Source organism: Acinetobacter haemolyticus (genome assembly GCF_003323815.1).
In the GTDB taxonomy this organism is placed as follows: domain Bacteria; phylum Pseudomonadota; class Gammaproteobacteria; order Pseudomonadales; family Moraxellaceae; genus Acinetobacter; species Acinetobacter haemolyticus.
In genome coordinates, this window is the sequence record NZ_CP030880.1 from 1037418 (window position 1) to 1061294 (window position 23877).

Here is a 23877-nt window from a genome sequence, read left to right on the forward strand (position 1 = left end):
ATCCCTCCCAACCTCCCTTTTCAAAGGGAGGAGCTGTCATGTAATTCATTTAATCACATGAAATCCCCCTCTTTTTAAAGCAGGTGAGAAGCATTGCTTCGCAAGGGGAGATTATAAGAACTCTAAATCAACCAATCGAATCATCTAAATTTGGTGCTAACCAACGCTTCGCTTCATCTAATGTCCAGCCTTTACGTTTTGCATAATCTTCAAGCTGATCTTGAGAGATTTTGCCAACGTTAAAGTATTCACTTTGAGGATGCGAATAATAGAAACCACTGACAGAAGAAGGCGGCATCATGGCAAAGTGTTCAGTCAGTTTGGTACCAATCTTTTCTTCTGAGCCTAACCAATCAAATAATACTGCTTTTTCAGAGTGTTCAGGACAAGCAGGGTAACCTGGAGCAGGACGAATACCGACATACTTTTCTTTGATCAGCTCTTCGTTACTCAGCGTTTCATCGGCTTTATAGCCCCAGAACTCTTTACGAATACGTTCATGTAAATGCTCAGCGAATGCTTCTGCAAAACGATCCGCTAAAGACTGAATCAGAATCGCTGAATAGTCATCACCTTTGGCTTTATATTCATTTGCCAATTCTTCAGCGCCAAAGATCGACACCGTAAAACCACCGAGATAATCTTCAGGTTGTTCAGAAGGCTTAATATAATCCGCCAAAGACAAGTTTGGTTTACCTGTCACTTTGTCTGATTGCTGACGTACGTGCTCAAAGGTGTGAGTGCGATGTTGACCTGATTCATCAAATACGCTGACGGTATCTGCACCAGTACGCTGAGCAGGGTATAAGCCAAATACAGCACGGGCATCGAAACGTTTATTTTCAATGATGTCTTTCAGCATCGCTTGCGCTTGATTATAAAGATCAGTCGCTGCCTCACCAACTACTTCATCTGTCAGAATTTTCGGGAATTTACCTGCCAAACTCCAAGAGATAAAGAATGGTGTCCAATCAAAATATTCAACTAAGGTTTCAAGTGGATAATTCTTAATAACTTGTGTACCCAAAGCATTTGGTTTTGGTGGGACATAGTGATTATCAATTTTAAAACCGTTTTCGACTGATTCTGCATAACTCAATTTTGCAGCTTTTGGTTGCTTGTTCGCTAAGCGTTCACGAATCTTGGCATATTCAGCACGATGCTCTGCAATAAAGTTACCGCGCATTTCAGGAGAAAGTAGGGTAGTTGCGACACCCACTGCACGAGACGCATCAGCCACATAAATAACGGCATCATTTGAATATTGAGGATCAATTTTAACTGCGGTGTGTGCTTTTGATGTGGTTGCACCGCCGATCAATAAAGGAATGTTAAAGCCTTTACGTTGCATTTCTTTGGCTACAAAGACCATTTCATCCAAAGATGGAGTAATCAAACCAGACAGACCAATGATGTCACATTTCTCATCAATTGCTGTTTGCAGAATTTTTTCCGCAGGTACCATCACACCGAGGTCAACGATGTCATAGCCATTACAACCTAAGACAACACCCACAATATTTTTACCAATATCGTGTACGTCACCTTTTACTGTTGCCATCAGGACTTTACCTTTAGACTGTCCTTCTGATTTTTCTGCTTCAATGTATGGGTTGAGCCATGCCACCGCTTGTTTCATGACGCGTGCAGATTTAACAACTTGAGGAAGGAACATTTTTCCTGAACCAAACAAGTCACCGACCACGTTCATGCCGTCCATCAGTGGACCTTCGATCACATCAAGCGGACGTTTTGATTTTAAACGTGCTTCTTCTGTATCTTGGTCGATATACGTGGTAATACCTTTAACTAAAGCGTATTCAAGACGTTTTTCGACAGACTCATTACGCCATTCAAGATTTTCGGCTTCTTTGGTAGCACCCGCTTGACCACGATATTTTTCAGCAACTTCTAAGAGTTTTTCAGTTGCAGCTTGACCTGTCTCACCTTGGTTTTGGTTGAGTACAACATCTTCAACAGCATCTTTCAGCTCTTTATTGATATCGTCATAAATCGCCATCTGACCAGCGTTTACGATACCCATGGTCATGCCTTGTTTGATGGCATGATAGAGGAACACGGAGTGAATCGCTTCACGTACAGGTTCATTACCACGGAATGAGAATGAAACGTTAGAAACACCACCTGAAATCATGGCATGTGGTAAGTTTTGTTTGATCCAACCAGTTGCTTCAATAAAGTCTACGGCATAGTTATTGTGTTCTTCGATCCCTGTTGCTACTGCAAACACGTTTGGATCGAAAATAATATCTTCAGCTGGATAGCCAACTTCATTGACTAAAATGTCATAAGAGCGTTTACAAATTTCACGCTTACGCTCTGCGGTATCTGCCTGACCAACTTCGTCAAAAGCCATGACAATAACTGCTGCACCGTACTGACGGCAGAGGCGAGCTTTTTCGACAAACTCGTCATAACCTTCTTTTAAGGAAATCGAGTTTACAACCGGTTTACCTTGAACACATTTTAGACCAGCTTCAATGATTTCCCATTTCGATGAGTCAATCATGATTGGCACACGCGAAATATCAGGTTCTGACGCGACAAGGTTCAGGAAATGCACCATCGCACCTTGCGAATCGAGCATCCCTTCATCCATGTTGATATCAATGATCTGCGCACCAGCTTCAACTTGTTGCTGAGCGACTTCTAAAGCTTCTGCAAAATTTTCTTCACGGATGAGACGAAGGAACTTTTTTGATCCTGTAACGTTAGTACGTTCACCAACGTTTACAAATAAAGAATCATCATAGATATTAAATGGTTCTAAACCACTCAAACGGCAAGCATGAACAGTCTCAGGAATTTTACGTGGTGGAATATCTTTAACAGCTTGATAGATCGCACGGATATGATCTGGTGTGGTACCACAGCAACCACCAGTAATATTGATCAAACCACTCTCAGCAAATTCTTTAATAAAAGCTGCAGTTTGTTCTGGTGTTTCGTCATACTCACCAAATGCATTCGGTAAACCAGCATTTGGATGCGCTGAAACAAAGGTATCTGCAACGTCAGCAATGGTTTTAACGTGAGGGCGCATTGCATCTGCACCCAATGCACAGTTAAAACCAATTGACAGCAAATCACCATGACGCACTGAGTTCCAGAATGCTTCAGCGGTTTGACCTGTCAATGTACGACCTGAGGCATCTGTGATCGTACCTGAAATCATCAAGGGAAGTTCATAACCGATTTGTTTAAACACTTCTTTGACCGCAAAGATTGCCGCTTTACAGTTCAAGGTATCGAATACAGTTTCGATCAAAATGATGTCAGCACCACCTTCGATCAAGGCGTGCGTTGCTTCGATATAATTTTCTTTTAGTTCATCGAAAGTAATATTACGGAATGCTGGATCATTGACGTTTGGTGAGATTGAACAAGTACGCGATGTAGGGCCAAGTACACCTGCCACAAAACGAGGCTTTTCTGGGGTTGAATATTTATCACATGCAGCTCTGGCGAGACGTGCCGCTTCACGGTTGATCTCTGGAACAAGATCTTCCATATGATAATCTGACATCGAAACACGAGTACCATTAAAGCTGTTGGTTTCAATGATGTCTGCACCAGCATCCAAATAAGCTTCATGGATGCCTTGAATAATCTGCGGTTGAGTTAATACTAAAAGATCGTTGTTACCTTTAAGATCAGAAGCCCAATCTGCAAAACGTTCACCACGATAATCTTCTTCTTCTAACTTATGGCGTTGAATCATGGTTCCCATTGCACCGTCAATAATCAGGATACGTTGGGCGAGAAGAGATTTTAGGGTGGCAAGCGTGGACATAAGGAACCCCAGTAATGGCAAAGATAAAAAGCAGACGCATTGTAGCAGAAGCAATGCTGAAGCGCTTATTTTCCATCTAAAAGGCGGTGAACCGCGCATTCAAATTGAAAAATGTCATAAAACTTTCATCAAAGTGCAACAATTCGAGGTAATAATGCTTAAAAATAAAGCAAAACGTTCGCAGTATGACCAATAAAAGTCATATTTTTTTGCGTTTGTTGCAAAATCAGACAACGATTTATTCTAACCCTGATATTGCTTTATTTTGTTGAAAAATATGGATTAATTTTGATTTAACGCACTGTTTCGATACAAAAAATTGGTGTAAAAGTGATGAAATGATGAAAATTTGAGTTCATGTGACAAAGCTTTGTCATATAATTGTCATAATTTAATTAAACAATATGGGGGATTTTTTTATCCTCCAGCCGTCTACATGAATTCAAATCTACCCCCTGCTTCGGATTCACCAGTTGCGACAGAATCGCAAGCCCAATCGACGAATGTACATGTACCAACACCTAAATTTTTTATGCCGGTGTTCTTAACAGTCATTGTTGCTACACTGATTTATATTGGTTTTCAGGTGAGTGCTGATTTATCCCATGTCCCACCATTAAGTTTATATTCAGTTATTTTATTATCTACGGCACTATTTATTGCCTTGGCATTCGAATTTGTAAACGGTTTTCATGATACTGCAAATGCTGTTGCGACGGTGATTTATACCAATGCGCTTCCTGCACCAGTAGCGGTCATGTGGGCAGGTTTCTGTAACTTCTTAGGGGTTATGGTGGCAAGTGGTGCAGTTGCTTACGGTATTATTGCATTATTACCTGTTGAAATGATTATGAATGTCGGCAGTGGGGCTGGTTTTGCCATGGTTTTCGCGCTGTTGATTGCAGCGATTTTGTGGAACCTCGGTACTTGGTTTTTGGGTATCCCCGCATCGAGTTCACACACCCTAATTGGTTCGATTTTAGGTGTGGGCATTATGAATCATTTGTTAAATGCATCAACTGGCGCAACCAGTGGCATTGACATGGATCAAGTGCTAAAGGTCGGTAAGGCGTTATTATTTTCTCCAATGATTGGTTTTGCTTTTGCAGCCGTTTTATTCTTATTGGTGAAAAAAATCTTTAAACGCCAAATGGAGTTGTTCCAACCACCTGTTGGAAATAAGCCACCACCACCACTCATTCGCGGTATCCTGATTTTCACTTGTACAGGTGTGAGTTTTGCTCACGGTTCAAATGATGGTCAAAAGGGTATGGGTCTAATCATGTTGATCTTGATTGGCTTGGTTCCATTGGCTTATTCGCTGAACAAAAGTTTAGACCAAAAGCATTTACAATCTTTTGAGCAATTATCAGCTCAAACTGCTTTGGTATTGAATGTTGATCAACAAGAATTTTCTGATGAAAAAGCGCGAGATATCCTGACAAAATACATCCAAACCAAAGAACAAACACCTGAAGTTTTACCTGCATTGGCGAGTATGACTGGGCATTTAGGTGAAAAAGTTGCAGCTTATGGTGATCTTAAAGATATTCCAGAAGCTGGGGTTGCTGAATTACGTAATGATATGTACTTAAGTACTACAACGTTTAAGCGCTTAGATAAAGAAGATGCGCTACCTGTGATGACCACAGAACAGCAAAAAGTAGTAAAAGACTATCGTAACAATATGGATTCATTCCTACAGTACATTCCTAACTGGGTAAAAGTTGCCGTTGCATTGGCCCTTGGTTTAGGAACAATGGTGGGTTGGAAACGTATCGTTATTACAGTGGGTGAGCGTATTGGTAAGAATCACATGACTTATGGTCAAGGGATGTCTGCTGAATTGGTTGCGATGAGTACGATTGCTGCTGCTGATGGTTTTGGTATGCCTGTTTCAACAACACATGTTTTAAACAGTGCAGTTGCAGGTACGATGGTCGCAAATAAATCAGGCTTAAACTTTGCTACGATTAGAACGATTCTTTCGGCATGGGTATTTACGTTACCAGCGACGATTGCATTATCTGGTGGTTTATACTGGTTGTTCTTACAATTCGTTTCTTAATTTGAGTGATTACAAGATGATAAAAGCTTTGCTACGGCAAGGCTTTTTTTGCTTTAGATAAAAGGTATTTTGATATTATCTGCTACATGGTCATCGTTTAGTAACTCTTATCAAGCATCTTTTGGATGCGGTTGATGTACCTATATCTAATGCTATTTGTGTTAAATGGAATAATGACAGTTAAAACGAAGTGGGGATTTAGAGAAGGGCTTAGTCTTTAGCTGAGTAAGAAAAATATAGAGGGATTGAGTGATTTAGGAAACTTAATACAATAAAAAAGAGCTGTCGAAACAGCTCTTTTAATCTTTTTAACTACAGTGCTTTAAGCTTGTTGAATCCCAGCAACAACCCAATCTTGCTGTGAACCAACATCTTTAACAAAATGCCAAATCTCAGTAAATGGTTGCGGTAAACTGTTTAGATCTTCGCTTACGGTGCCTGTAAAACGTACACTCACAACATACTGACCATTTTCAGTTGCTGTTTCTGCAATCATTGCATTGAGATTACTAAACTCAGCTACATCTTGGTCTTGGTTTGCCATAATGTCTTGATACATAGACGCATATAAGTCAGGTGTTAAATAACGGCGAATTTCCTGAATATTGCTTGCTGTGTTCATAGATTGAATATGGTTGAAACGCTGACGGGCAACACGTAAAAAAGCAGCAGGTTCAGTGCCGTCTGGCAATTGATTACCACTACTCATGGTTGCACTACCAAATGGAGCTTGAGTCGGTGCGTTACCAAATGGAGATTGTGTTGCAGCACCACCGCCAACTGCTTGACCAAAGATATTGGTGTTGTCACCAGTTTGGCGAGCAGTTGGTTGTGAACTTTGACGGCTAAACTGGTTCGAGTTTGGACCGCCATTGTTTGGAGCGTATGGGTTATTTGCTGCTAATTTTTTTTTTGCGCCTAATCTGCGGAACACAAAGAAGGCGGCTGCTGCTGCAAGTAAGACCCATATCCAGCTTGGAAGCCCTTGTTTCTCTTCCTCCGCTGCTACAGCTTGCTGCTCGGTTTGTGCTGGGTCTTTATCATCAGCCATTGCATTTGCTGCTACTGCACCAAGTGCTGCACCAGCGACACCCGCAGCGACCATACCACCTACGCCAGGACCTGATTTTTGTGGTGCTGTAGCAGGTTGTTGTTGTGCTGGTGTTGCTTGACGTGATTGCTGATAAGACTGATTATTTGCTGGCTGTGATTGACTTGAACTAGAACGGCTCATGCCATGGCTTTTACCGCCACCTGCACGCTTCGCTTCCGCAAGGGGTGCAGCAACCAAAGTTGCCATTAATAAAGCTGCCATCAAGCCACGCTGGTGTACTTGCATCGAAAATTCCTATTCAATTCCAATTTGTGAGTGTATTTATGCAGGTATTTGTGCAGAATTTCAATCAAAAAAGTATATTTTTTTATGTCAATTCATCACTCAATTGCATTGCCTCTGTCAAAGCTTCATGTAAACGCGCAACAGCAATCACCTGAATCCCGTCAATTGCTTTTTGCGGTGCATTGCCACGCGGTAAAATTGCATATTTAAAGCCATGTTTTGCTGCTTCTCGGAGACGTTCCTGACCATTTGGAACAGGACGAATCTCACCTGATAAACCGACCTCACCAAATACAGCGAGTTGTTGTGGAAGTGCCTTGCCCCGTAGGCTCGAAGCACAGGCAAGTAGAACCGCTAAGTCAGAACCTGTTTCCGTAATTTTTAATCCACCTACAACATTGACATATACATCTTGTCCTGCAGTTTGTACGCCACCATGCCTGTGCATCACTGCGAGTAACATATTTAGGCGGTTTTGCTCTAAGCCAAGTGCAACACGACGTGGTTGTGTGTGTGCATCGTCTACCAGTGCTTGAACTTCAACGAGTAGGGGGCGAGTACCTTCACGGCTAATCATCACGATAGAACCGGGGATTGCTTCGTCATAACGACTTAAAAAGATTGCAGAAGGATTTGCAACTTCTCTTAACCCTTTGTCGGTCATTGCAAAGACGCCTAGCTCGTTTACTGCACCAAAACGGTTCTTTACCGCACGAATCATGCGATAACGTGAGTCAGTTTGCCCTTCAAAATACAAAACACAGTCCACCATATGTTCAAGCACACGTGGTCCAGCTAAAGCACCTTCTTTCGTTACATGCCCCACGATAAATAACGCCGTTCCACTATTTTTTGCAAAACGTGTGAGTAGGGCCGCAGATTCACGAATTTGTGAAACACCACCTGGTGCAGATTGTAGCGTCTCGGTATACAAGGTTTGAATAGAGTCTAAGATGGCAACCGCGGGGCGTTCTTGTGCTAGAACTTCACAAATACGTTCCACACAAGTCTCGGCCATTACTTTGAGTTGATCGGTAGGTAAGTCTAGACGCTGTGCTCGTAAAGCAACTTGAGAAAGAGATTCTTCGCCAGTGACATAGAGCGCGGAACTGTTCTTACTGGCCATATGAGTGGCTGTTTGCAGCAAAATTGTGGATTTTCCAATACCCGGATCACCACCGATAAGCACAACGGAACCCGTGACCAGACCTCCGCCCAACACTCGATCAAACTCACTTACACCTGTCGCTAAACGTGTTTCATGGGACACAGAAACTTGATTAAGTGTCGTAATATTGGCAACTTGCCCTGCATAGCCACCGATTTTAGGTTGAGCGCGATGTGTAACAGTCGGTTCGATACGTACTTCGACCAAACAGTTCCATTCACCGCATTCAGTACATTGCCCAGCCCATTTCGGATGATCAGCACCACATTGTTCACAACGGTAAACAGTTTTAATTTTTGCCATATTTAAAATTGAAAAATTTGTGTAAATTAGTTAAAAAGTAAAGTAAATACGAAAACGATGCGTCGAGTCCATTTTTTCTTGATAAGGATAAAGAAAAAGGGCGTTTTTTCGTACTATTACTGGTTAAAGGGAAGTGCTCAGAAAAATAACATGATATAAGACTTTTACAAGTAAGATACAGTGTGTTTTTGAGTTTAGATATTTCTTCAGTTCACTTTTTCCATGGAAGGTCTTTGAGCGTTTGTTCAATTCTTGTCGTGAAACTTAAGTTGAATGGCATAGATATTGCTCTTGCTCAGACAAATGGGAATTTAACAGTTGTTATATTTCCAACGTATATAAAAAAGGTTGATTTATATGAGTGCAGCAGAAATTGTTGATTGGTTAAATGGTATTATCTGGAGCCCAGCGCTAATCTATTTATGCTTAGGTGCAGGTTTATTTTTCTCTATTCTTACGCGGTTCGTTCAAATTCGACAACTCAAAGAGATGGGAAGATTATTAATAAAGGGAACATCTTCATCACAGGGGATTTCATCTTTTCAAGCTTTATCTGTTTCGCTTTCTGGTCGTGTCGGCGTAGGTAACATTGCTGGTGTTGCAGCAGCAATTGGTTTTGGTGGTCCTGGTGCCGTATTTTGGATGTGGGTTGTTGCATTCTTAGGTGCAAGTACTGCTTATGTTGAATCGACTTTAGGTCAAATTTATAAAGTAGAATATCAAGGTCAATACCGTGGTGGACCTGCTTTTTACTTTGATAAAGGTTTAGGCCAACGTTGGTTAGGTATTTTATTTGCGATCGCTGCAATTATTTCTTGTGGCTTGTTCTTACCAGGTATTCAAGCAAATGCAGTTGGAAATGCATTTACGCAGATCACAGGTCAGGGTGCGATCGTCTTTGGTAATGTTGGTGTATACAAGCTTGTCGCGCTTGTTGTAATCGTAACCTTATTATCGATCATTATTTTTGGTGGTATTAAACGTATCGCACGATTCGCGCAGTTCGTTGTACCATTTATGGCGCTAGGCTATATCATCATGGCGTTGGTGATTGTGTTTATTAATATTCAAGAGCTTCCGAATGTTATTCGCATGATCTTCGCTGATGCCTTTACACCTATGGCGGGTGTGGGTGCTGCAATTGGCTGGGGGGTAAAACGTGGTGTTTACTCAAATGAAGCTGGACAAGGTACAGGACCTCATGCTGCAGCTGCAGCTGAAGTTCAGCATCCAGCTCAACAAGGTCTAGTACAGTCTTTCTCTGTTTATATCGATACGTTATTCGTTTGCTCTGCAACAGCTTTTATGATCCTGATTACAGGAATGTATAATGTTCAGGGTACTTTAGAAGCGGGTCAATTCATTGTTCAAAACGTTGGTGCAACTGTTGAGATTGGCTCACCAGCCTTTACTCAAATGGCGGTCAGTACTGTTTTTGGTGGTTTTGGTCAAATCTTTGTAGCGTTGGCAGTATTCTTCTTTGCTTTCACGACCATTATTGCTTACTACTATATTGCTGAAACCAACATTACTTACCTCAGCTATATCACAAAAACGCCTTCATTAATGTTCCTCACCAAATGCTTCATTATTGCAGCAGTTGTTTATGGTGTAATTAGTGCAACTGGTTATATTTGGGGTATCGGTGATATTGGTGTTGGTTTAATGGCATGGATTAACATCATTGGTATTATCTTGACTTACTTCATCTGGAAGCCGACGATTAAAGCATTGCGTGATTATGAGAAACAGCAAAAAGCTGGTGTAACTGAATTTACATTTGATCCAGTTAAACTTGGTATCCGTAATGCAACATTCTGGGAAGATCGCCTCAAGAATAAATCGAAAAAAGATTAAGTCTTGACGACATCATCTTCATGTTCTACTTAAAAGCAGCCTATATGGCTGCTTTTTCGATTTTTACTTGAAATATTAATGAATATAGGCAATGAATTGGTAAGTGGAATGAAATAGCATATTCGTTCAGGACAAAATAAAAATAGCGTGTTGGATTGATCCAAAGTGATCTTGCGTGTCAGGTAACAATGAGTTGAATGCTATTAACAAAGAAAGCTATTTTTAAAGTATTGGATCATTTCTTCAGAAATTGGCGTTTTTTTATGTTTAGACTTTAGCCTGTCGATTGATCACGCTATACTGCTGCGAATCGTAAAAGTTAGGTGCTCAGATGCGTCCAGTCATTTGTTCTATCAGTGTGTTACTGAGTTGTGTTGTTTTGACAGCATGTGGTCAGTCAGGTGCATTGCAATTACCATCTGATCCAAATCATGATAAACGTGCAAAATACTTGCTTTACAAGAATGAAACATCTCCAGCCAAAGTTTCTTCTGATGTAAATACAGAGGATAGCAAGGTAGATAACCAAACCGCACAACCTTCGACTCAATCTCAGACCACTTCACCTTAAGTTTGTATATAAGGACATCTTCATGAGTTTCACTCGCATTAATGGAGTATTGCATGCAGAGCAATGTTCATTAGACCAGCTCGCACAGCAATATGGCACACCTCTATATGTTTATTCCAAAGCAACTTTGGAAAAACATTATTTGGATATGGATCGTGCTTTTGATTTTATTGATCATCAAATCTGTTTTGCAGTGAAGTCAAACTCAAATATCGCTGTTCTCAATGTCTTGGCAAAATTGGGTGCAGGTTTTGATATTGTGACGGGTGGTGAACTTGCGCGTGTTTTAGCTGCTGGCGGCGATCCTGCGAAAATCGTATTCTCAGGTCTGGGTAAATCTGAAGCAGATATTGAGAAAGCATTAACCGTGGGTATTGCTTGCTTCAATGTAGAGTCACATGCTGAGTTGGATCGAATTCAAAAAGTTGCAGCAAAGCTCGGCAAAAAAGCACCGATATCGTTGCGTGTTAATCCTGATGTGGATGCAAAAACGCACCCGTATATTTCGACCGGCTTAAAAGAAAACAAGTTCGGTATTCCGAGCGATGCAGTTGATGCAACATATCAATATGCAGCGTCTTTATCAAATTTAGAGATCGTGGGTATTGATTGTCATATTGGTTCGCAGTTGACAGAAACCAAACCATTCGTTGATGCACTTGATCGCGTCATTTTAATGATTGAGCAGTTGAAAAAACTTGGGATCAACCTCAAACATATTGATATCGGCGGTGGTTTAGGTGTTTGTTATAAAGATGAAACACCGCCAACGGTGGCTGAATATGCAAATTCAATGCGTCCTGCTTTAGAAAAACTGGGTTTGAAAGTTTATATGGAACCGGGGCGAAGTATTTCTGCCAATGCAGGTGCTTTGCTGACCAAGGTTGATTTGTTAAAACCAACCAATCATCGTAACTTTGCGATTATTGACGCTGCAATGAATGACTTAATTCGTCCAGCGTTGTATGAGGCGTGGATGGATATTCAGTCGGTTAATCCAAATTCAGATGTTGAAGTAAAAACGTGGGATCTCGTCGGTGCTATCTGTGAAACTGGTGATTTTTTAGGTAAAGAGCGTAATTTGGCTCTACAAGAAAATGATGTGTTGGCTGTTTTGGGTGCTGGTGCATATGGTTTTGTGATGAGTTCAAATTATAATAGTCGTGGTCGAGCTGCCGAAGTAATGGTCAATGGCGATCAGGCCTATTTAATTCGCGAGCGCGAAACAATAGAATCACTCTGGGAAAAAGAGCGTTTGTTGCCTGAGGAGTAAATTGGATGTTTTTAGAATTTACCAAAATGCATGGTTTGGGCAATGATTTTATGGTCGTTGATCTCATTACCCAGCGAGTTTATTTAGATACCGTGACGATTCAGCGTTTAGCTGATCGCCACTTTGGTGTGGGCTTTGATCAGCTTTTACTTGTTGAGCCACCTGATTTTCCAGATGTAGATTTTAAATATCGTATTTTTAATGCGGATGGTTCCGAAGTTGAACAATGTGGAAATGGGGTTCGTTGTTTTGCACGTTTCGTGCATGAACGTCGTTTAACCACGAAAACTAAGATTCGTGTACAGACCAAAGCGGGTATCGTAGAACCTGAGTTGGGGGCTAATGGTTGGGTTCGTGTGAATATGGGGCCACCCAAATTTCTTCCAGATGAGATTCCGTTTGTGACTCAAGTCGATGAAGACATTGAGGGTTTATATTCCTTAGAGCTTGCTGATGACAAGAGCATCAATATTGATGTGGTCAATATGGGCAATCCACATGCAGTGACCATTGTTCCTGATGTCTTAACTGCGGATGTGGCTGGAATTGGTCCACAAGTCGAATCGCATGTACGTTTTCCAGAACGAGTCAATGCAGGTTTTATGCAAATTTTGGATGAAAAACACGTGCGTTTACGCGTGTTTGAGCGTGGTGTTGGTGAGACCTTAGCTTGTGGTACAGGTGCATGTGCTGCTGCAGTAAGTGGTATGCGTCGTGGTTTACTTGCGAATGAAGTTGAAGTTCAGCTTGCAGGCGGTAAGTTGCATATTGCATGGCGTGAAGGTGATGTCGTCTGGATGACGGGTCCAACTGCATATGTATATGAAGGGCGTTTGGATTTGAGATATTTTCAATCTTAATGCACTTAAGAGCACCAGATCATGGTGCTCTTTTTTATTTTAATAGTTTGAAGTTGCTGATGAAGAATAAAATTATTTTTTTACCGGGTGCATCTGGCGATCTAAATTTTTGGCAACCTGTAAGTGATTTGTTGCCTGATAAATATGACAAAGAAATTATAGGTTATCCTTCATTTGGTTGTGTTGAAGCAGATAAAAATATAGAAAGCTTCGAGGCATTGATTGATTATGTGGTCGGAAAAGTTCAACAAGAATGTGTGATCGTCGCTCAATCCATGGGTGGGATTTTTGCAGTGGCCTCTGCTTTAACGAAACCTGAATGGGTAAAAGGATTAGTATTGGTTGCCACGTCTGGTGGTATTCCGCTGGAGCCTTTTGATGTTCAAGATTGGCGTGAAGGGTATAGCCAGCATTATTTACAATATCCAGATTGGTTTGTGACAGCCAATATTGATTTTGACGCTGAGTTAGATTCAATTGATATTCCAGTATTGTTATTGTGGGGAGACCAAGATCCATTGAGTCCACCCACTGTCGGGGAATATTTAAATCAACGCTTTCCAAATGCTGAACTGCACATTATAGAGGGTGGTGATCATCAGTTTGCTCATACACATGCACAGCAGGTCGCAGCATATATCAATACTTATTTGAATCGTCACGATTCAAATTAACGTTTACTAAACGCAAGTTTGAGTGCAAACAGAATAAAAATACTACCTGTAATTCGATCCATATAGCGAATAAATTTGGGTTGTTTCAAGTAATGCGAAACCGTTTGCATGGCATAGATGAGGAACATTGACCAGATAAAACCAATGACCACATGAATCATGACTAACCCCATCGTCCAAGCAATTGGTGAGGCTGATTGCGGAATAAACTGAGGTAGAAACGAAATATAAAAAATACCAACTTTAGGATTCAGTAAATTACCTAAGAAACCTTTCACAAACCAGTTCTGAGTTGAATGCGTTGTGGGAGTATTTGTGAGCTGTGCGCGAGGTTTTAGGAGCATGTTGAGCCCAAGCCATGCAAGATAGAATGCACCCATCCACTTTAAAATGTTGAAAGCTAAATCCGAAGTCATTAATAATGCCCCTAGACCGCAAGCCACGATGAGTCCCCAAGCAATACAACCAAAGTTAATTCCCAATGCTGCTTGAAAGGCTTTTAATTTGCCTTCGAGTGTTGCAGTACGAATAATCAAAGTTGTGTCTAGACCAGGAGTGATCGTAAGTAGTGTAATTGCGATTAGATAAGGGATTAGAATTGTTGTCATGACAGTTGGCGAAAGTCTAATGCTTGAAATTTATTGTATTACAATGATCGATGATCTTCGAGATTTGTTTAATACTGAGAACAAACATTGTTAAAATATCACGATAAAGGAAATAGGATGGAGAATGACTTGGAAACTCCTGAAAAGCTGCTTTCAATGTGGTTAAAAGAACGAGTGATTCAAAATCAGTCAGCGCATACGATTTCCGCTTATCAACGTGATTTGACTGATTTCTTTAAATTTTGTGAATATAAACAGTTACAGTTAGAAGATGTTGAAGCATCGGATTTAAGAGAATACTTGGCATCTCGGGTAGAGCAGGACCAATTGAGCTCTAGTAGTTTGCAACGACATTTGACTTCTATTCGTCAATTTATGAAATGGGCAGCGCAAGGACGATACCTACAGCATAATCCATCCGCTGATTTTAAGCTAAAGCGTCAACCTAGACCTTTACCGGGTATGATTGATATTGAAACGGTCAATCAAATTTTAGATCAGACTGCACCAGAGAAACTGATTGATCAACAGCTATGGTTGAGAGATAAAGCCATGCTGGAACTTTTATATTCGAGTGGCTTACGTTTGGCAGAATTGCAAGGCTTGACTATCAAAGATATTGATTTTAATCGCCAGCTATTACGTATTACGGGTAAGGGCAATAAAACCAGAATCGTCCCTTTCGGACTCAAAGCAAAACAAAGTTTAATTGAATGGCTGAAAATTTATCGCATTTGGCAAGGTGGTTTTACGGCGGACTCGGCGGTGTTTATCTCACAACAGGGACGTGCCTTGATGCCGAGGCAAATTGAAAATCGAGTGAAATTACAAGCCCAGCGCGCAGGGGTGAATGTTGACTTACATCCACACTTGTTAAGACATTGTTTTGCGAGCCATATGCTTTCAGCGAGTGGAGATTTGCGTTCTGTACAGGAAATGTTAGGGCATAGCAATTTATCTACTACACAAATATATACCCATGTAGACTTTGATCAGTTGGCAAAAGTTTATGATCAAGCCCATCCTCGAGCGCAAAAAACTAATTCTTGATATATTATGTTGCAAAATTGCTTGTTTAATAGTCGATGAATTTTCCACTTTCTCTAGAAAGCTCACTAAATTATCACGCTTACTTTATTGCCAGTTTTTATATAAAGTTGAAGACTGTTTAAGGTGATGGGAAATGATCTATCGTAGATCATTCTAAATTGAAGAATAAAGTTTGTTTTAGGTCTTTGAATTACTTAAAAGATTAAAAAAATCAAAATGTAATATTCATTCTGCTGATAAATTAAAACTCTTAAATGAATAATTGTTTCGAATTAGTGAACTGGGCATTTCATCTTTTTTATTGCGCTAGTGGAAATTGTGACTTGACCGAAATGCCAAATACATTGCAAGATAGGGCACCTAAAAAGTTTCATTCGAAGAGTTAGAATACTCTTTACTACATTTACTTGCTTAGAACAGCCGAGGATTACATGAAGGCTCTTGTTGCTGTAAAACGTGTGGTTGATGCCAACGTTAAAGTTCGTGTTAAGCCGGACAATAGTGGGGTTGACCTTACTAACGTTAAAATGTCTATCAACCCATTCTGTGAAATCGCAGTTGAAGAAGCGGTTCGCTTAAAAGAAAAAGGGACGGTTACAGAAATCGTTGTTGTTTCAGTGGGTACTAAAGATGCGCAAGAACAACTTCGTTCTGCAATGGCTTTAGGTGCTGACCGTGGTATTTTAGTTGAAACTGCTGATGAAGTTGGCGCTTTAGAAGTTGCTAAAATCTTGAAAGGCGTAGTAGATGCTGAGAAACCGGAACTTATCCTTCTTGGTAAACAAGCGATCGATGATGACTCTAACCAAGTAGGTCAAATGCTTGGTGCTTTACTTGGCGCAGGTCAAGGTACTTTTGCATCAGAAGTTAAAGTTGATGGTGGTAAAGTTCAAGTAACTCGTGAAATCGACGGTGGTTTACAAACTGTTGAGCTTGGTCTTCCAGCAATCATCACAACTGACTTACGTTTGAATGAGCCACGTTATGCTGCGCTTCCAAACATCATGAAAGCGCGTAAAAAGCCGCTTGATACTAAGTCACCTGCTGATTTTGGCGTTGCAACAGGCACTAAACTTAAAACAATTAAAGTTGAAGCACCTGCTGAACGTAAAGCTGGCGTACAAGTGAAGTCTGTAGACGAGCTTGTTGAAAAATTGAAAAATGAAGCGAAAGTGATCTAAGGGAGTAAAATCATGAGTATTTTAGTTATCGCAGATCACAACAACCAAACTTTGAATGGTGCAACATTAAATGTTGTTGCAGCAGCTCAAAAAATCGGTGGTGACATTACTGTATTAGTTGCTGGTTCTGGTGCTCAAGCAGTTGCTGACGCTGCTGCTAAAGTTGCTGGCGTAAGCAAAGTATTACTTGCTGACAATGCTGCTTATGCAAACCAACTTGCTGAAAACGTTGCTGGCTTAGTTGCTGACATCGCGAAAGGTGGTTACAAATACGTATTAGCTGCTTCTACAACAACTGGTAAGAACCTTCTTCCACGTGTTGCTGCACTTCTAGATGTAAGCATGATCACAGACATCATTGCTGTTGAATCTGCAAACACTTTCAAGCGTCCTATCTATGCAGGTAACGCAATCGCAACTGTTCAATCTGATGAAGCTATCATCGTTGGTACAGTTCGTGGTACTGCATTCGATGCGGTTGCTGCTGAAGGTGGTTCTGCTGCAGTTGAAGCTGTTGCTGAAGCAAACGATGCTGGTATTTCTAAGTTTGTTAGCGAAGAAATCGTGAAACTTGATCGTCCAGAATTAACTGCTGCACGTATCGTTGTTTCTGGTGGTCGTGGTGTAGGTTCTGGTGAGAACTATCACAAAGTACTTGATCCATTAGCTGATAAGCTTGGTGCAGCACAAGGTGCTTCACGTGCTGCGGTTGATGCTGGTTTCGTACCAAACGATTTCCAAGTAGGTCAAACTGGTAAAATCGTTGCGCCTGATCTTTACATGGCGATCGGTATCTCTGGTGCAATCCAACACTTGGCTGGTATGAAAGATTCTAAAGTTATTGTTGCAATCAACAAAGACGAAGAAGCGCCAATCAACAGCGTTGCTGACTACTGGTTAGTTGGTGATTTGAACACTGTTGTACCAGAATTGGTATCTAAACTTTAATTCTTTGAATTAAGTTTAAAAGCGCCCCTGCGCAGACAGCTAAAGCGATGCTTTGCTGTTTTGCTCAGGGGCGCTTCTTTTGATCTATGCGACTCAAAAGCCAAAAAGTGTACTTTTGAGTACACTTTTGTTAAAATAGAAACTTCGATCCGTTTTGGATAGGTTTTCTCCCCGAATGAAATTTGATTTTCGCTTTAATTCTGTAGCGCTGGTTTTGTGCGCGCTTTTATTGGTGATTTTATATTCTGCTTTGTCTCATGTCTCATTATTAGCCACCTTGAATGTGCACTTAATAGAGAATCTTCAGGCAATTCTATTATTGATTTGTGTACCGTTTACTTGGTTTTATATGAGGCCTAAAACACTCACAGAGCAAAAAAAATGGTTTTGGTTGTGGGCGATGGCATGGTGGTTGATGTTCTTTGGGCGTAGTATTAGTTGGGGGCGTGATTATTTCCCAGAAGTTCCGCATTTGTATTTTAGAATGATTTCGATTGTTGTGATCGCGCCTGTGGTTTTTATGCTGTTTTCACCTAAATTACGAGCTGAAATTAAATATAAGTTTCAATCAGTCAAATTTCCATTTTGGTATTTAATTATTGCCGTTGTTTCACTACTTTTTGCAGATAGTGTAGAGCACCATCGTTTGATTGATACGTGGATATTTAATAGTGCAATTAGCCCAGATATTGTAGAGGAACTGTATGAGCTCCCGTTTCTTTTAGCACTATTCTTTTCAGCTTTTTACTTTATGCAGAAAGATAGAAAGTCTGTAGTAAAAATCTCGATTTCACCTATGAATTCGCAACAGCTTTCTCAGTAAAGCATCCATTTTTTAGTATTTTAAGTTGATTGTTTGCTGATGTGTATCCTGTTGATCGGATGCCTAATCTGACATGGATTGTCGATCTTTTATCCAAAAAGGTATTTTTTCTTTTTTTATCGTGATTTTTAGAATCTAGTAATTTTAAGTCTTTAATATCTATATGGTTTTTATTGTAAAAAAATGCTAATTTCACTGAGCTAAATTCCCTGTTAATCAGTTGTCTATGCTATAATTCTCCGCTGTATTTTTTATTTTTGGTTCAAGTTTTTTGAGCTGAATTTTTGCAAGATTGAAGACATAAAAACAGGTAGAGCCTTCTACTTGTAAACAAGGAGTATGCATGAGCGTATCGGAAATCAGACCGATTGCCATTGAGGACGAACTCAAGCATTCATATCTAGATTACGCAATGAGCGTAATCGTATCTCGTGCATTGCCAGATGTTAGAGACGGTCTAAAACCTGTTCATCGTCGTGTATTATTTGCAATGCATGAATTGGGCAATGATTATAACAAAGCGTACAAAAAGTCTGCCCGTGTTGTCGGGGATGTGATCGGTAAATATCACCCTCACGGTGATAGTGCTGTATATGAAACGATCGTCCGTATGGCACAGGACTTTAGCTTGCGCTACATGTTGGTTGATGGTCAAGGTAACTTTGGTTCTGTCGATGGGGATAGCGCAGCAGCCATGCGTTATACCGAAGTCCGTATGCAAAAGTTAACCCACGAGATCTTAGCAGACTTAGAAAAAGATACGGTCGATTGGGAAGACAACTACGACGGCTCTGAGCGTATTCCTCAAGTCATGCCTACGCGTATTCCAAATCTGTTGATTAATGGAACCACGGGTATTGCAGTTGGTATGGCGACCAACATGGCGCCACACAATATGACTGAGGTGGTCAACGCTTGTTTGGCTTATGCAAATAATCCGAATATTTCTGTAGAAGGTTTGATGGAGCATATTACAGGCCCAGACTTTCCTACAGGTGGCATCATTTATGGTAAATCGGGTATTGTAGACGCTTACCGCACTGGTAAAGGTCGTTTGCATATCCGTGGTAAGTATCATTTCGAAGAAGACCAGAAAACAGGTCGCACGACCATCGTCTTTACGGAAATTCCGTATCAAGTCAATAAAGCAAAAACCATTGAGCGTATTGCTGAACTTGTCAAAGAAAAGAAACTCGAAGGTATTTCTGAACTTCGTGATGAATCAGATAAAGAAGGGATGCGTATTGCAATCGATTTGAAGCGTGGAGAAAACGCTGAAGTCGTTGTGAATAATTTATTCTTGCATACTCAGCTTCAAAACTCATTCAGCATCAATATGGTTTGCCTAGATAACGGTCAGCCTAAATTGATGAACTTAAAAGATATTATTGCGGCATTTATTCGTCATCGCCAAGAAGTTGTGACGCGCCGTACCATGTACGAATTGCGTAAAGCACGTGAGCGTGGTCATATCTTAGAAGGTTTGACGGTTGCTTTAGCCAATATTGATGAGATTATCGAAACCATCAAAACCTCAGCCAATCCTGCTGAAGCGCGCGAGCGTTTACAAGCAGGTGAGTGGGCTGGTGGTGGTGTGGTTGCCTTGCTGGAAAAAGCGGGTGCAATTTCAGTTCGCCCAGATGAAATCGAAGGTGAAGATCCTGCTCGTCCATTTGGTTTGACTGGTGATGTTTATCGTTTATCACCGACACAAGTTGCAGCAATTCTTGAGTTGCGTCTACACCGTTTAACTGGTTTAGAACAAGATAAGTTACATGCTGAATATACTGAGATTTTAGGACAAATTGCAGAATTAACCGCAATTCTCAATGACTTTAACTTATTGATGAATGTGATTCGTGAAGAGCTTGCTTTAATCTTGCAGCAGTATGGTGATGGTCGCCGCACTGAAATTGTTGAGTCTGGTGTTGACTTCTGTCGTGAAGATTTGATTCCTGAAGAGCAAGTTGTATTGACTGTGTCTCAAACGGGTTATGCTAAAACACAACCGTTGTCAGATTATCAAGCACAACGTCGTGGTGGTCGTGGTAAGTCCGCTACTGCAATGAAAGATGATGACATCATCCAGCATTTGATTGTGGCATCAAACCATGCAACTGTCTTGTGCTTTACTGATGTGGGTAAAGTTTATCGTTTACGTGTCTTCGAAGTACCTCAAGCATCTCGTGGTGCCAAAGGTCGTCCGATCATTAATTTATTACCTTTAGATGCGAATGAAACTGTAACTGCAATCTTGCCGTTGACAGAGTTCCCAGAAAATCACTATGTATTTATGGCAACGGCCTCAGGTACGGTGAAACGTGTGGAATTGGCACAATTCAGTAATATCCGTGCCAATGGTTTACGTGCAATTGAACTGAATGAAGAAGATACCTTGATTGGTGTTGCGATTACTGATGGTAATCAGCAAATCATGCTGTTCTCGAATGAAGGTAAAGCAATTCGTTTTGCTGAAACTGATGTACGTGCAATGGGACGTACTGCGAAAGGTGTTCGCGGCATGCGAGTAACTTTAGCGGCTGCTGTTGATAGTGAAGACGCAGATTTGGACAATGATGATTCGGATGATAATGATGATTCATCTGATTCAAATGTATTGAGCCGTATCGTATCTCTCGTTGTGGTACCTGAAACAGGTGAGGTGCTGTGTGCGAGTGCCAATGGTTATGGTAAACGTACTCCAGTGAATGACTTCCCGACCAAGAAGCGTGGTGGTAAGGGGGTAATTGCGATTAAGACCTCTGAACGTAATGGTGAGCTTGTCGGTGCGGTATCAATTGATGAAACCAAAGAGCTTATGTTGATTTCTGATGGTGGTACCTTAGTCCGTACTCGTGCTGCCGAGGTTGCGATGACTGGTCGTAATGCTCAAGGTGTTCGTTTAATTCGTCTCAGTGATGCAGAAACATTGGTTGGTGTTGTTTCAATTGATGCTGTTGAAGTGGAAGATGAGGACGAATTAGAGCTGATCGAAGGCGTAGAAAATCCAGAGGCGCAAACAGCAACTTCAGAAGAAGTTGCAGTAGAACCGAAAGATGATACGCCTGAAGCGTAAATCTATTCATCCTAAAAAAGGAAGCTAAATAGCTTCCTTTTTTATTGGTTTCATCATCACCAAACGGTAATAAGATAGTGCTAATAAGACTGCGCCAACTGTGCTGAGGTAAATAAGTTTAGGTACAACGATAGAGGTGGGTACACCCATTTGATTGAGTTGAACAAACATTTGGACACCGTGTGTAGATGGTAAAGTCCATGCAAACCACTGCATCCATTCGGGCATAGCTGCGTGTGGCCATGCAGCGCCAGTCAATAAGAATAAGGGAACTGAAGTAACGACAACCAAATGTCCAACGCGTTCAGGCATATCCACCAGCGAACCAAGTAACATACCAAGACCGATAACACAACTTACATAAATAGGAACTGCGAGGAGCATGCCCCAAAAGTTTCCTCCATGTGGATATTCATATAGCCAAAACGTGAAACCATATAAATAAAGGCTACCTAAACCACTAATTGTAAGGATCGTTGCAAATATTGCCCAGAACTCCAAGGGTTCAGCAGACCAGCCTTGTTCGCGATAACTCGCAATGAGCATGGCTAAACCAAGCAAAATAGTTTGATGAATGATTAGACTGGCAACAGCAGGGAAAATATAACTGCCATAACCTGACAAAGTATTAAATAACGGAATATCGTGGATTGGCAGCTCAATTTCAAATTGGGAGGCTTCGCCAAATTTTTCCAAATGCTCTTTCAGTGTATATTCGATCGAGGTCGCAAGACCTGTAGCAGCTTCTTTAGTTTGTAAAAAATATGCTGTACTGAAATAAAGCCCAATCCCTCCCATTTCCCCGCGTCTGAGGCTTTGACTCAGGTTTTCTGGAAGTAATAAGATCGCTTCAGCTTTTTGGTTTTTCACCATTTGTTCTGCTTCAAGGAAGTTCCCTGTGACAGCCTGTATCTGGATATGGGGGCTACTAGCAGTTTGACTAATAATTTTAGAGCTTAAAACACTTTGTTCTTCATCAACAATCACGATCGGAATATTTTCTGCAACTTGCGCTTTATAGGCAGTTGGATAAAAAAAGCTATACATGAGAATAGAGGCAATCAGTGTGGTAAACACTGAGTTATTCTTCACAATATTTTTGAAAGTTTGTTTGTAATAAAAGAAAAATGATTTCATGAGTGAATCTCCTGAACATTTTTCTTCAATAAACGAAGACTTAATAAGCTAAATATCACTGCAAAAACGAGCAGAATAATGAAAGGTATAACTGAAATAATGACATCGCTTCCAATCACCCATTGCTCAGTCTGTAATTTTGCGTAAGGGGTAAATGGAATAATCATTGACCATAATTGTGTAAATGCAGGAGCATTATTTAAGGGGAGTGTGACACCTGCGAAACTCATGGACGAGCCACCATAGAGTGCGATAAAACCAAAACTTTTAGGCAGGTCTTTGGTAGCTAAGATAACGCTACTGCTGATCATGGCATAGGCAAAATAAAACACAAACTGAGCGATCAAAAGAAAGCTAAGTGAGCCTGCGATAAAATAGCCTTTGACTTGGGTGAGCCAGAACATCCAGCACCATGTCCAGAAACAAAAAATCAGCACATAAAACAAAATTTTTCCAAAAAATCGAGAAACAATCTGTGTTGAACCTAACCATTCTGCAAAGGTATGCCGTTTAAATTCTTGCCCGATCGCGAACGCAATACAACAACACAGCAATAAATGGAGTACTGCGGGAACAATGAACGGTTCTAAAAATAGCTCATAACTCATGCTGGGGTTATATAGCATCGAGACTTTGACATGTGGCGTAGGGAATTCAGCATAAGGGATTTTATTTGCTAAATAACTATTACCTAAATAGTCGCCAATGGCATTGAGGGTACTACTTTGCATTGCTGAAGCAATGGTATTACCAATACTAAAAAAAGATTGGTTATACGCCATACTAATTTGAGCATTTTTCGCCTGAACAAGCCGTTGCTCCGCACCTTCAGGAATGAAAACAAAACCCCAAACCTGAGTACTATTAATCATACGTTCAACTTCGTCTTGACTTGAACTGATAGTCTTTACACTTAGACTTGGGTTAATACTGAGGTTATGAATGATTTGTCGGCTTAATTGGCTTTGATCTTGGTCAACAATGGCAATCGGTAAGTGCTCAGCTTTTCCAGCCGAAAGCATGCTGGTAAAAAAGATGATGATCAATAAAGGCATAATGATTGCCATAAATGCATCTACTTTATGGCATTTTAAATAACGCAACTCTCGAAGCATTGCAGCAAACAT

At 40.8% G+C, this 23877-nt stretch carries 17 protein-coding genes; 11 read left to right on the forward strand and 6 right to left on the reverse strand.

Features of this window, described 5'->3' with window-relative positions:
• Positions 1 to 127: 127 nt before the first annotated feature.
• Complete coding sequence (gene metH, locus DS737_RS04625) at positions 128 to 3814, reverse strand: methionine synthase (protein WP_113996917.1); 3687 nt, start codon at positions 3812 to 3814, stop codon at positions 128 to 130.
• Between the two features lie 436 nt (positions 3815 to 4250).
• Here metH and DS737_RS04635 point away from each other — a divergent pair, with 436 nt between their 5' ends.
• Positions 4251 to 5882 carry an inorganic phosphate transporter gene (locus DS737_RS04635; protein WP_004640196.1) on the forward strand — a complete coding sequence of 544 codons (1632 nt, stop codon included), beginning with the start codon at positions 4251 to 4253 and terminating at the stop codon, positions 5880 to 5882.
• Positions 5883 to 6204: 322 nt separating this feature from the next.
• On the opposite strand, the gene DS737_RS04640 is transcribed toward DS737_RS04635, so the two are convergent.
• Both DS737_RS04640 and radA read right to left on the reverse strand, forming a co-directional pair.
• Entirely contained in the window at positions 6205 to 7221 is a 1017-nt protein-coding gene (locus tag DS737_RS04640; protein WP_004640194.1) for a Tim44 domain-containing protein, read from the reverse strand.
• An 82-nt stretch (positions 7222 to 7303) separates the two neighbouring features.
• Positions 7304 to 8692, reverse strand: a complete 1389-nt coding sequence (gene radA, locus DS737_RS04645; RefSeq protein WP_004640192.1) for a DNA repair protein RadA — start codon at positions 8690 to 8692, stop codon at positions 7304 to 7306.
• Between the two features lie 357 nt (positions 8693 to 9049).
• Here radA and DS737_RS04650 point away from each other — a divergent pair, with 357 nt between their 5' ends.
• The 5 genes from DS737_RS04650 to DS737_RS04670 all read left to right on the forward strand — a co-directional run bounded on the left by DS737_RS04650 (position 9050) and on the right by DS737_RS04670 (position 13927).
• Positions 9050 to 10549 (forward strand): alanine/glycine:cation symporter family protein, encoded by a 1500-nt coding sequence (locus tag DS737_RS04650; RefSeq protein ID WP_004640190.1) that lies wholly within the window; start codon positions 9050 to 9052, stop codon positions 10547 to 10549.
• A gap of 331 nt (positions 10550 to 10880) precedes the next feature.
• Positions 10881 to 11120, forward strand: a complete 240-nt coding sequence (gene lptM / locus DS737_RS04655) for an LPS translocon maturation chaperone LptM (RefSeq protein ID WP_005086194.1) — start codon at positions 10881 to 10883, stop codon at positions 11118 to 11120.
• 22 nt (positions 11121 to 11142) lie between these two features.
• Entirely contained in the window at positions 11143 to 12393 is a 1251-nt protein-coding gene (gene lysA, locus DS737_RS04660) for a diaminopimelate decarboxylase (RefSeq protein WP_113996918.1), read from the forward strand.
• A 5-nt stretch (positions 12394 to 12398) separates the two neighbouring features.
• Positions 12399 to 13253 carry a diaminopimelate epimerase gene (gene dapF, locus DS737_RS04665; RefSeq protein WP_113996919.1) on the forward strand — a complete coding sequence of 285 codons (855 nt, stop codon included), beginning with the start codon at positions 12399 to 12401 and terminating at the stop codon, positions 13251 to 13253.
• 59 nt (positions 13254 to 13312) lie between these two features.
• Positions 13313 to 13927 (forward strand): alpha/beta fold hydrolase, encoded by a 615-nt coding sequence (locus DS737_RS04670; RefSeq protein ID WP_213068179.1) that lies wholly within the window; start codon positions 13313 to 13315, stop codon positions 13925 to 13927.
• On the opposite strand, the gene DS737_RS04675 is transcribed toward DS737_RS04670, so the two are convergent.
• Entirely contained in the window at positions 13924 to 14535 is a 612-nt protein-coding gene (locus DS737_RS04675; RefSeq protein WP_008941736.1) for a LysE family translocator, read from the reverse strand. The two genes, DS737_RS04670 and DS737_RS04675, sit on opposite strands and share 4 nt — an antisense overlap.
• Positions 14536 to 14691: 156 nt before the next feature.
• Here DS737_RS04675 and xerA point away from each other — a divergent pair, with 156 nt between their 5' ends.
• From xerA to gyrA, 5 genes are all read left to right on the forward strand, one after another.
• A complete protein-coding gene (xerA, locus tag DS737_RS04680) occupies positions 14692 to 15585 on the forward strand; it encodes a site-specific tyrosine recombinase/integron integrase (RefSeq protein ID WP_161984870.1) in 894 nt (297 codons plus the stop codon).
• Positions 15586 to 16016: 431 nt separating this feature from the next.
• Positions 16017 to 16766 carry an electron transfer flavoprotein subunit beta/FixA family protein gene (locus tag DS737_RS04685; RefSeq protein WP_004640177.1) on the forward strand — a complete coding sequence of 250 codons (750 nt, stop codon included), beginning with the start codon at positions 16017 to 16019 and terminating at the stop codon, positions 16764 to 16766.
• A 12-nt stretch (positions 16767 to 16778) separates the two neighbouring features.
• Positions 16779 to 17714, forward strand: coding sequence for an FAD-binding protein (locus DS737_RS04690; RefSeq protein ID WP_004640175.1), 936 nt, complete (start codon positions 16779 to 16781; stop codon positions 17712 to 17714).
• 175 nt (positions 17715 to 17889) lie between these two features.
• Positions 17890 to 18537 (forward strand): hypothetical protein, encoded by a 648-nt coding sequence (locus tag DS737_RS04695; RefSeq protein ID WP_113996921.1) that lies wholly within the window; start codon positions 17890 to 17892, stop codon positions 18535 to 18537.
• Between the two features lie 343 nt (positions 18538 to 18880).
• The gene (gene gyrA / locus DS737_RS04705; protein ID WP_113996922.1) at positions 18881 to 21613 is read left to right on the forward strand and encodes a DNA gyrase subunit A; all 2733 of its coding nucleotides are present in this window, start codon (positions 18881 to 18883) and stop codon (positions 21611 to 21613) included.
• 24 nt (positions 21614 to 21637) lie between these two features.
• Here gyrA and DS737_RS04710 read toward each other — a convergent pair whose 3' ends face one another.
• Together DS737_RS04710 and DS737_RS04715 are read right to left on the reverse strand one after the other, a co-directional pair.
• A complete protein-coding gene (locus DS737_RS04710; RefSeq protein ID WP_113996923.1) occupies positions 21638 to 22750 on the reverse strand; it encodes an ABC transporter permease in 1113 nt (370 codons plus the stop codon).
• Complete coding sequence (locus DS737_RS04715) at positions 22747 to 23877, reverse strand: ABC transporter permease (RefSeq protein ID WP_113996924.1); 1131 nt, start codon at positions 23875 to 23877, stop codon at positions 22747 to 22749. The genes DS737_RS04710 and DS737_RS04715 overlap by 4 nt, the downstream gene beginning before the upstream one ends.

Bases quoted from the DNA above. Each gene is read 5' to 3' on its own strand.
- metH (WP_113996917.1), bottom strand. From the start codon at position 3,814: ATGTCCACGCTTGCCACCCTAAAATCTCTTCTCGCCCAACGTATCCTG.
- DS737_RS04635 (WP_004640196.1), top strand. From the start codon at position 4,251: ATGAATTCAAATCTACCCCCTGCTTCGGATTCACCAGTTGCGACAGAA.
- DS737_RS04640 (WP_004640194.1), bottom strand. From the start codon at position 7,221: ATGCAAGTACACCAGCGTGGCTTGATGGCAGCTTTATTAATGGCAACT.
- radA (WP_004640192.1), bottom strand. From the start codon at position 8,692: ATGGCAAAAATTAAAACTGTTTACCGTTGTGAACAATGTGGTGCTGAT.
- DS737_RS04650 (WP_004640190.1), top strand. From the start codon at position 9,050: ATGAGTGCAGCAGAAATTGTTGATTGGTTAAATGGTATTATCTGGAGC.
- lptM (WP_005086194.1), top strand. From the start codon at position 10,881: ATGCGTCCAGTCATTTGTTCTATCAGTGTGTTACTGAGTTGTGTTGTT.
- lysA (WP_113996918.1), top strand. From the start codon at position 11,143: ATGAGTTTCACTCGCATTAATGGAGTATTGCATGCAGAGCAATGTTCA.
- dapF (WP_113996919.1), top strand. From the start codon at position 12,399: ATGTTTTTAGAATTTACCAAAATGCATGGTTTGGGCAATGATTTTATG.
- DS737_RS04670 (WP_213068179.1), top strand. From the start codon at position 13,313: ATGAAGAATAAAATTATTTTTTTACCGGGTGCATCTGGCGATCTAAAT.
- DS737_RS04675 (WP_008941736.1), bottom strand. From the start codon at position 14,535: ATGACAACAATTCTAATCCCTTATCTAATCGCAATTACACTACTTACG.
- xerA (WP_161984870.1), top strand. From the start codon at position 14,692: ATGTGGTTAAAAGAACGAGTGATTCAAAATCAGTCAGCGCATACGATT.
- DS737_RS04685 (WP_004640177.1), top strand. From the start codon at position 16,017: ATGAAGGCTCTTGTTGCTGTAAAACGTGTGGTTGATGCCAACGTTAAA.
- DS737_RS04690 (WP_004640175.1), top strand. From the start codon at position 16,779: ATGAGTATTTTAGTTATCGCAGATCACAACAACCAAACTTTGAATGGT.
- DS737_RS04695 (WP_113996921.1), top strand. From the start codon at position 17,890: ATGAAATTTGATTTTCGCTTTAATTCTGTAGCGCTGGTTTTGTGCGCG.
- gyrA (WP_113996922.1), top strand. From the start codon at position 18,881: ATGAGCGTATCGGAAATCAGACCGATTGCCATTGAGGACGAACTCAAG.
- DS737_RS04710 (WP_113996923.1), bottom strand. From the start codon at position 22,750: ATGAAATCATTTTTCTTTTATTACAAACAAACTTTCAAAAATATTGTG.
- DS737_RS04715 (WP_113996924.1), bottom strand. From the start codon at position 23,877: ATGTTTGCTGCAATGCTTCGAGAGTTGCGTTATTTAAAATGCCATAAA.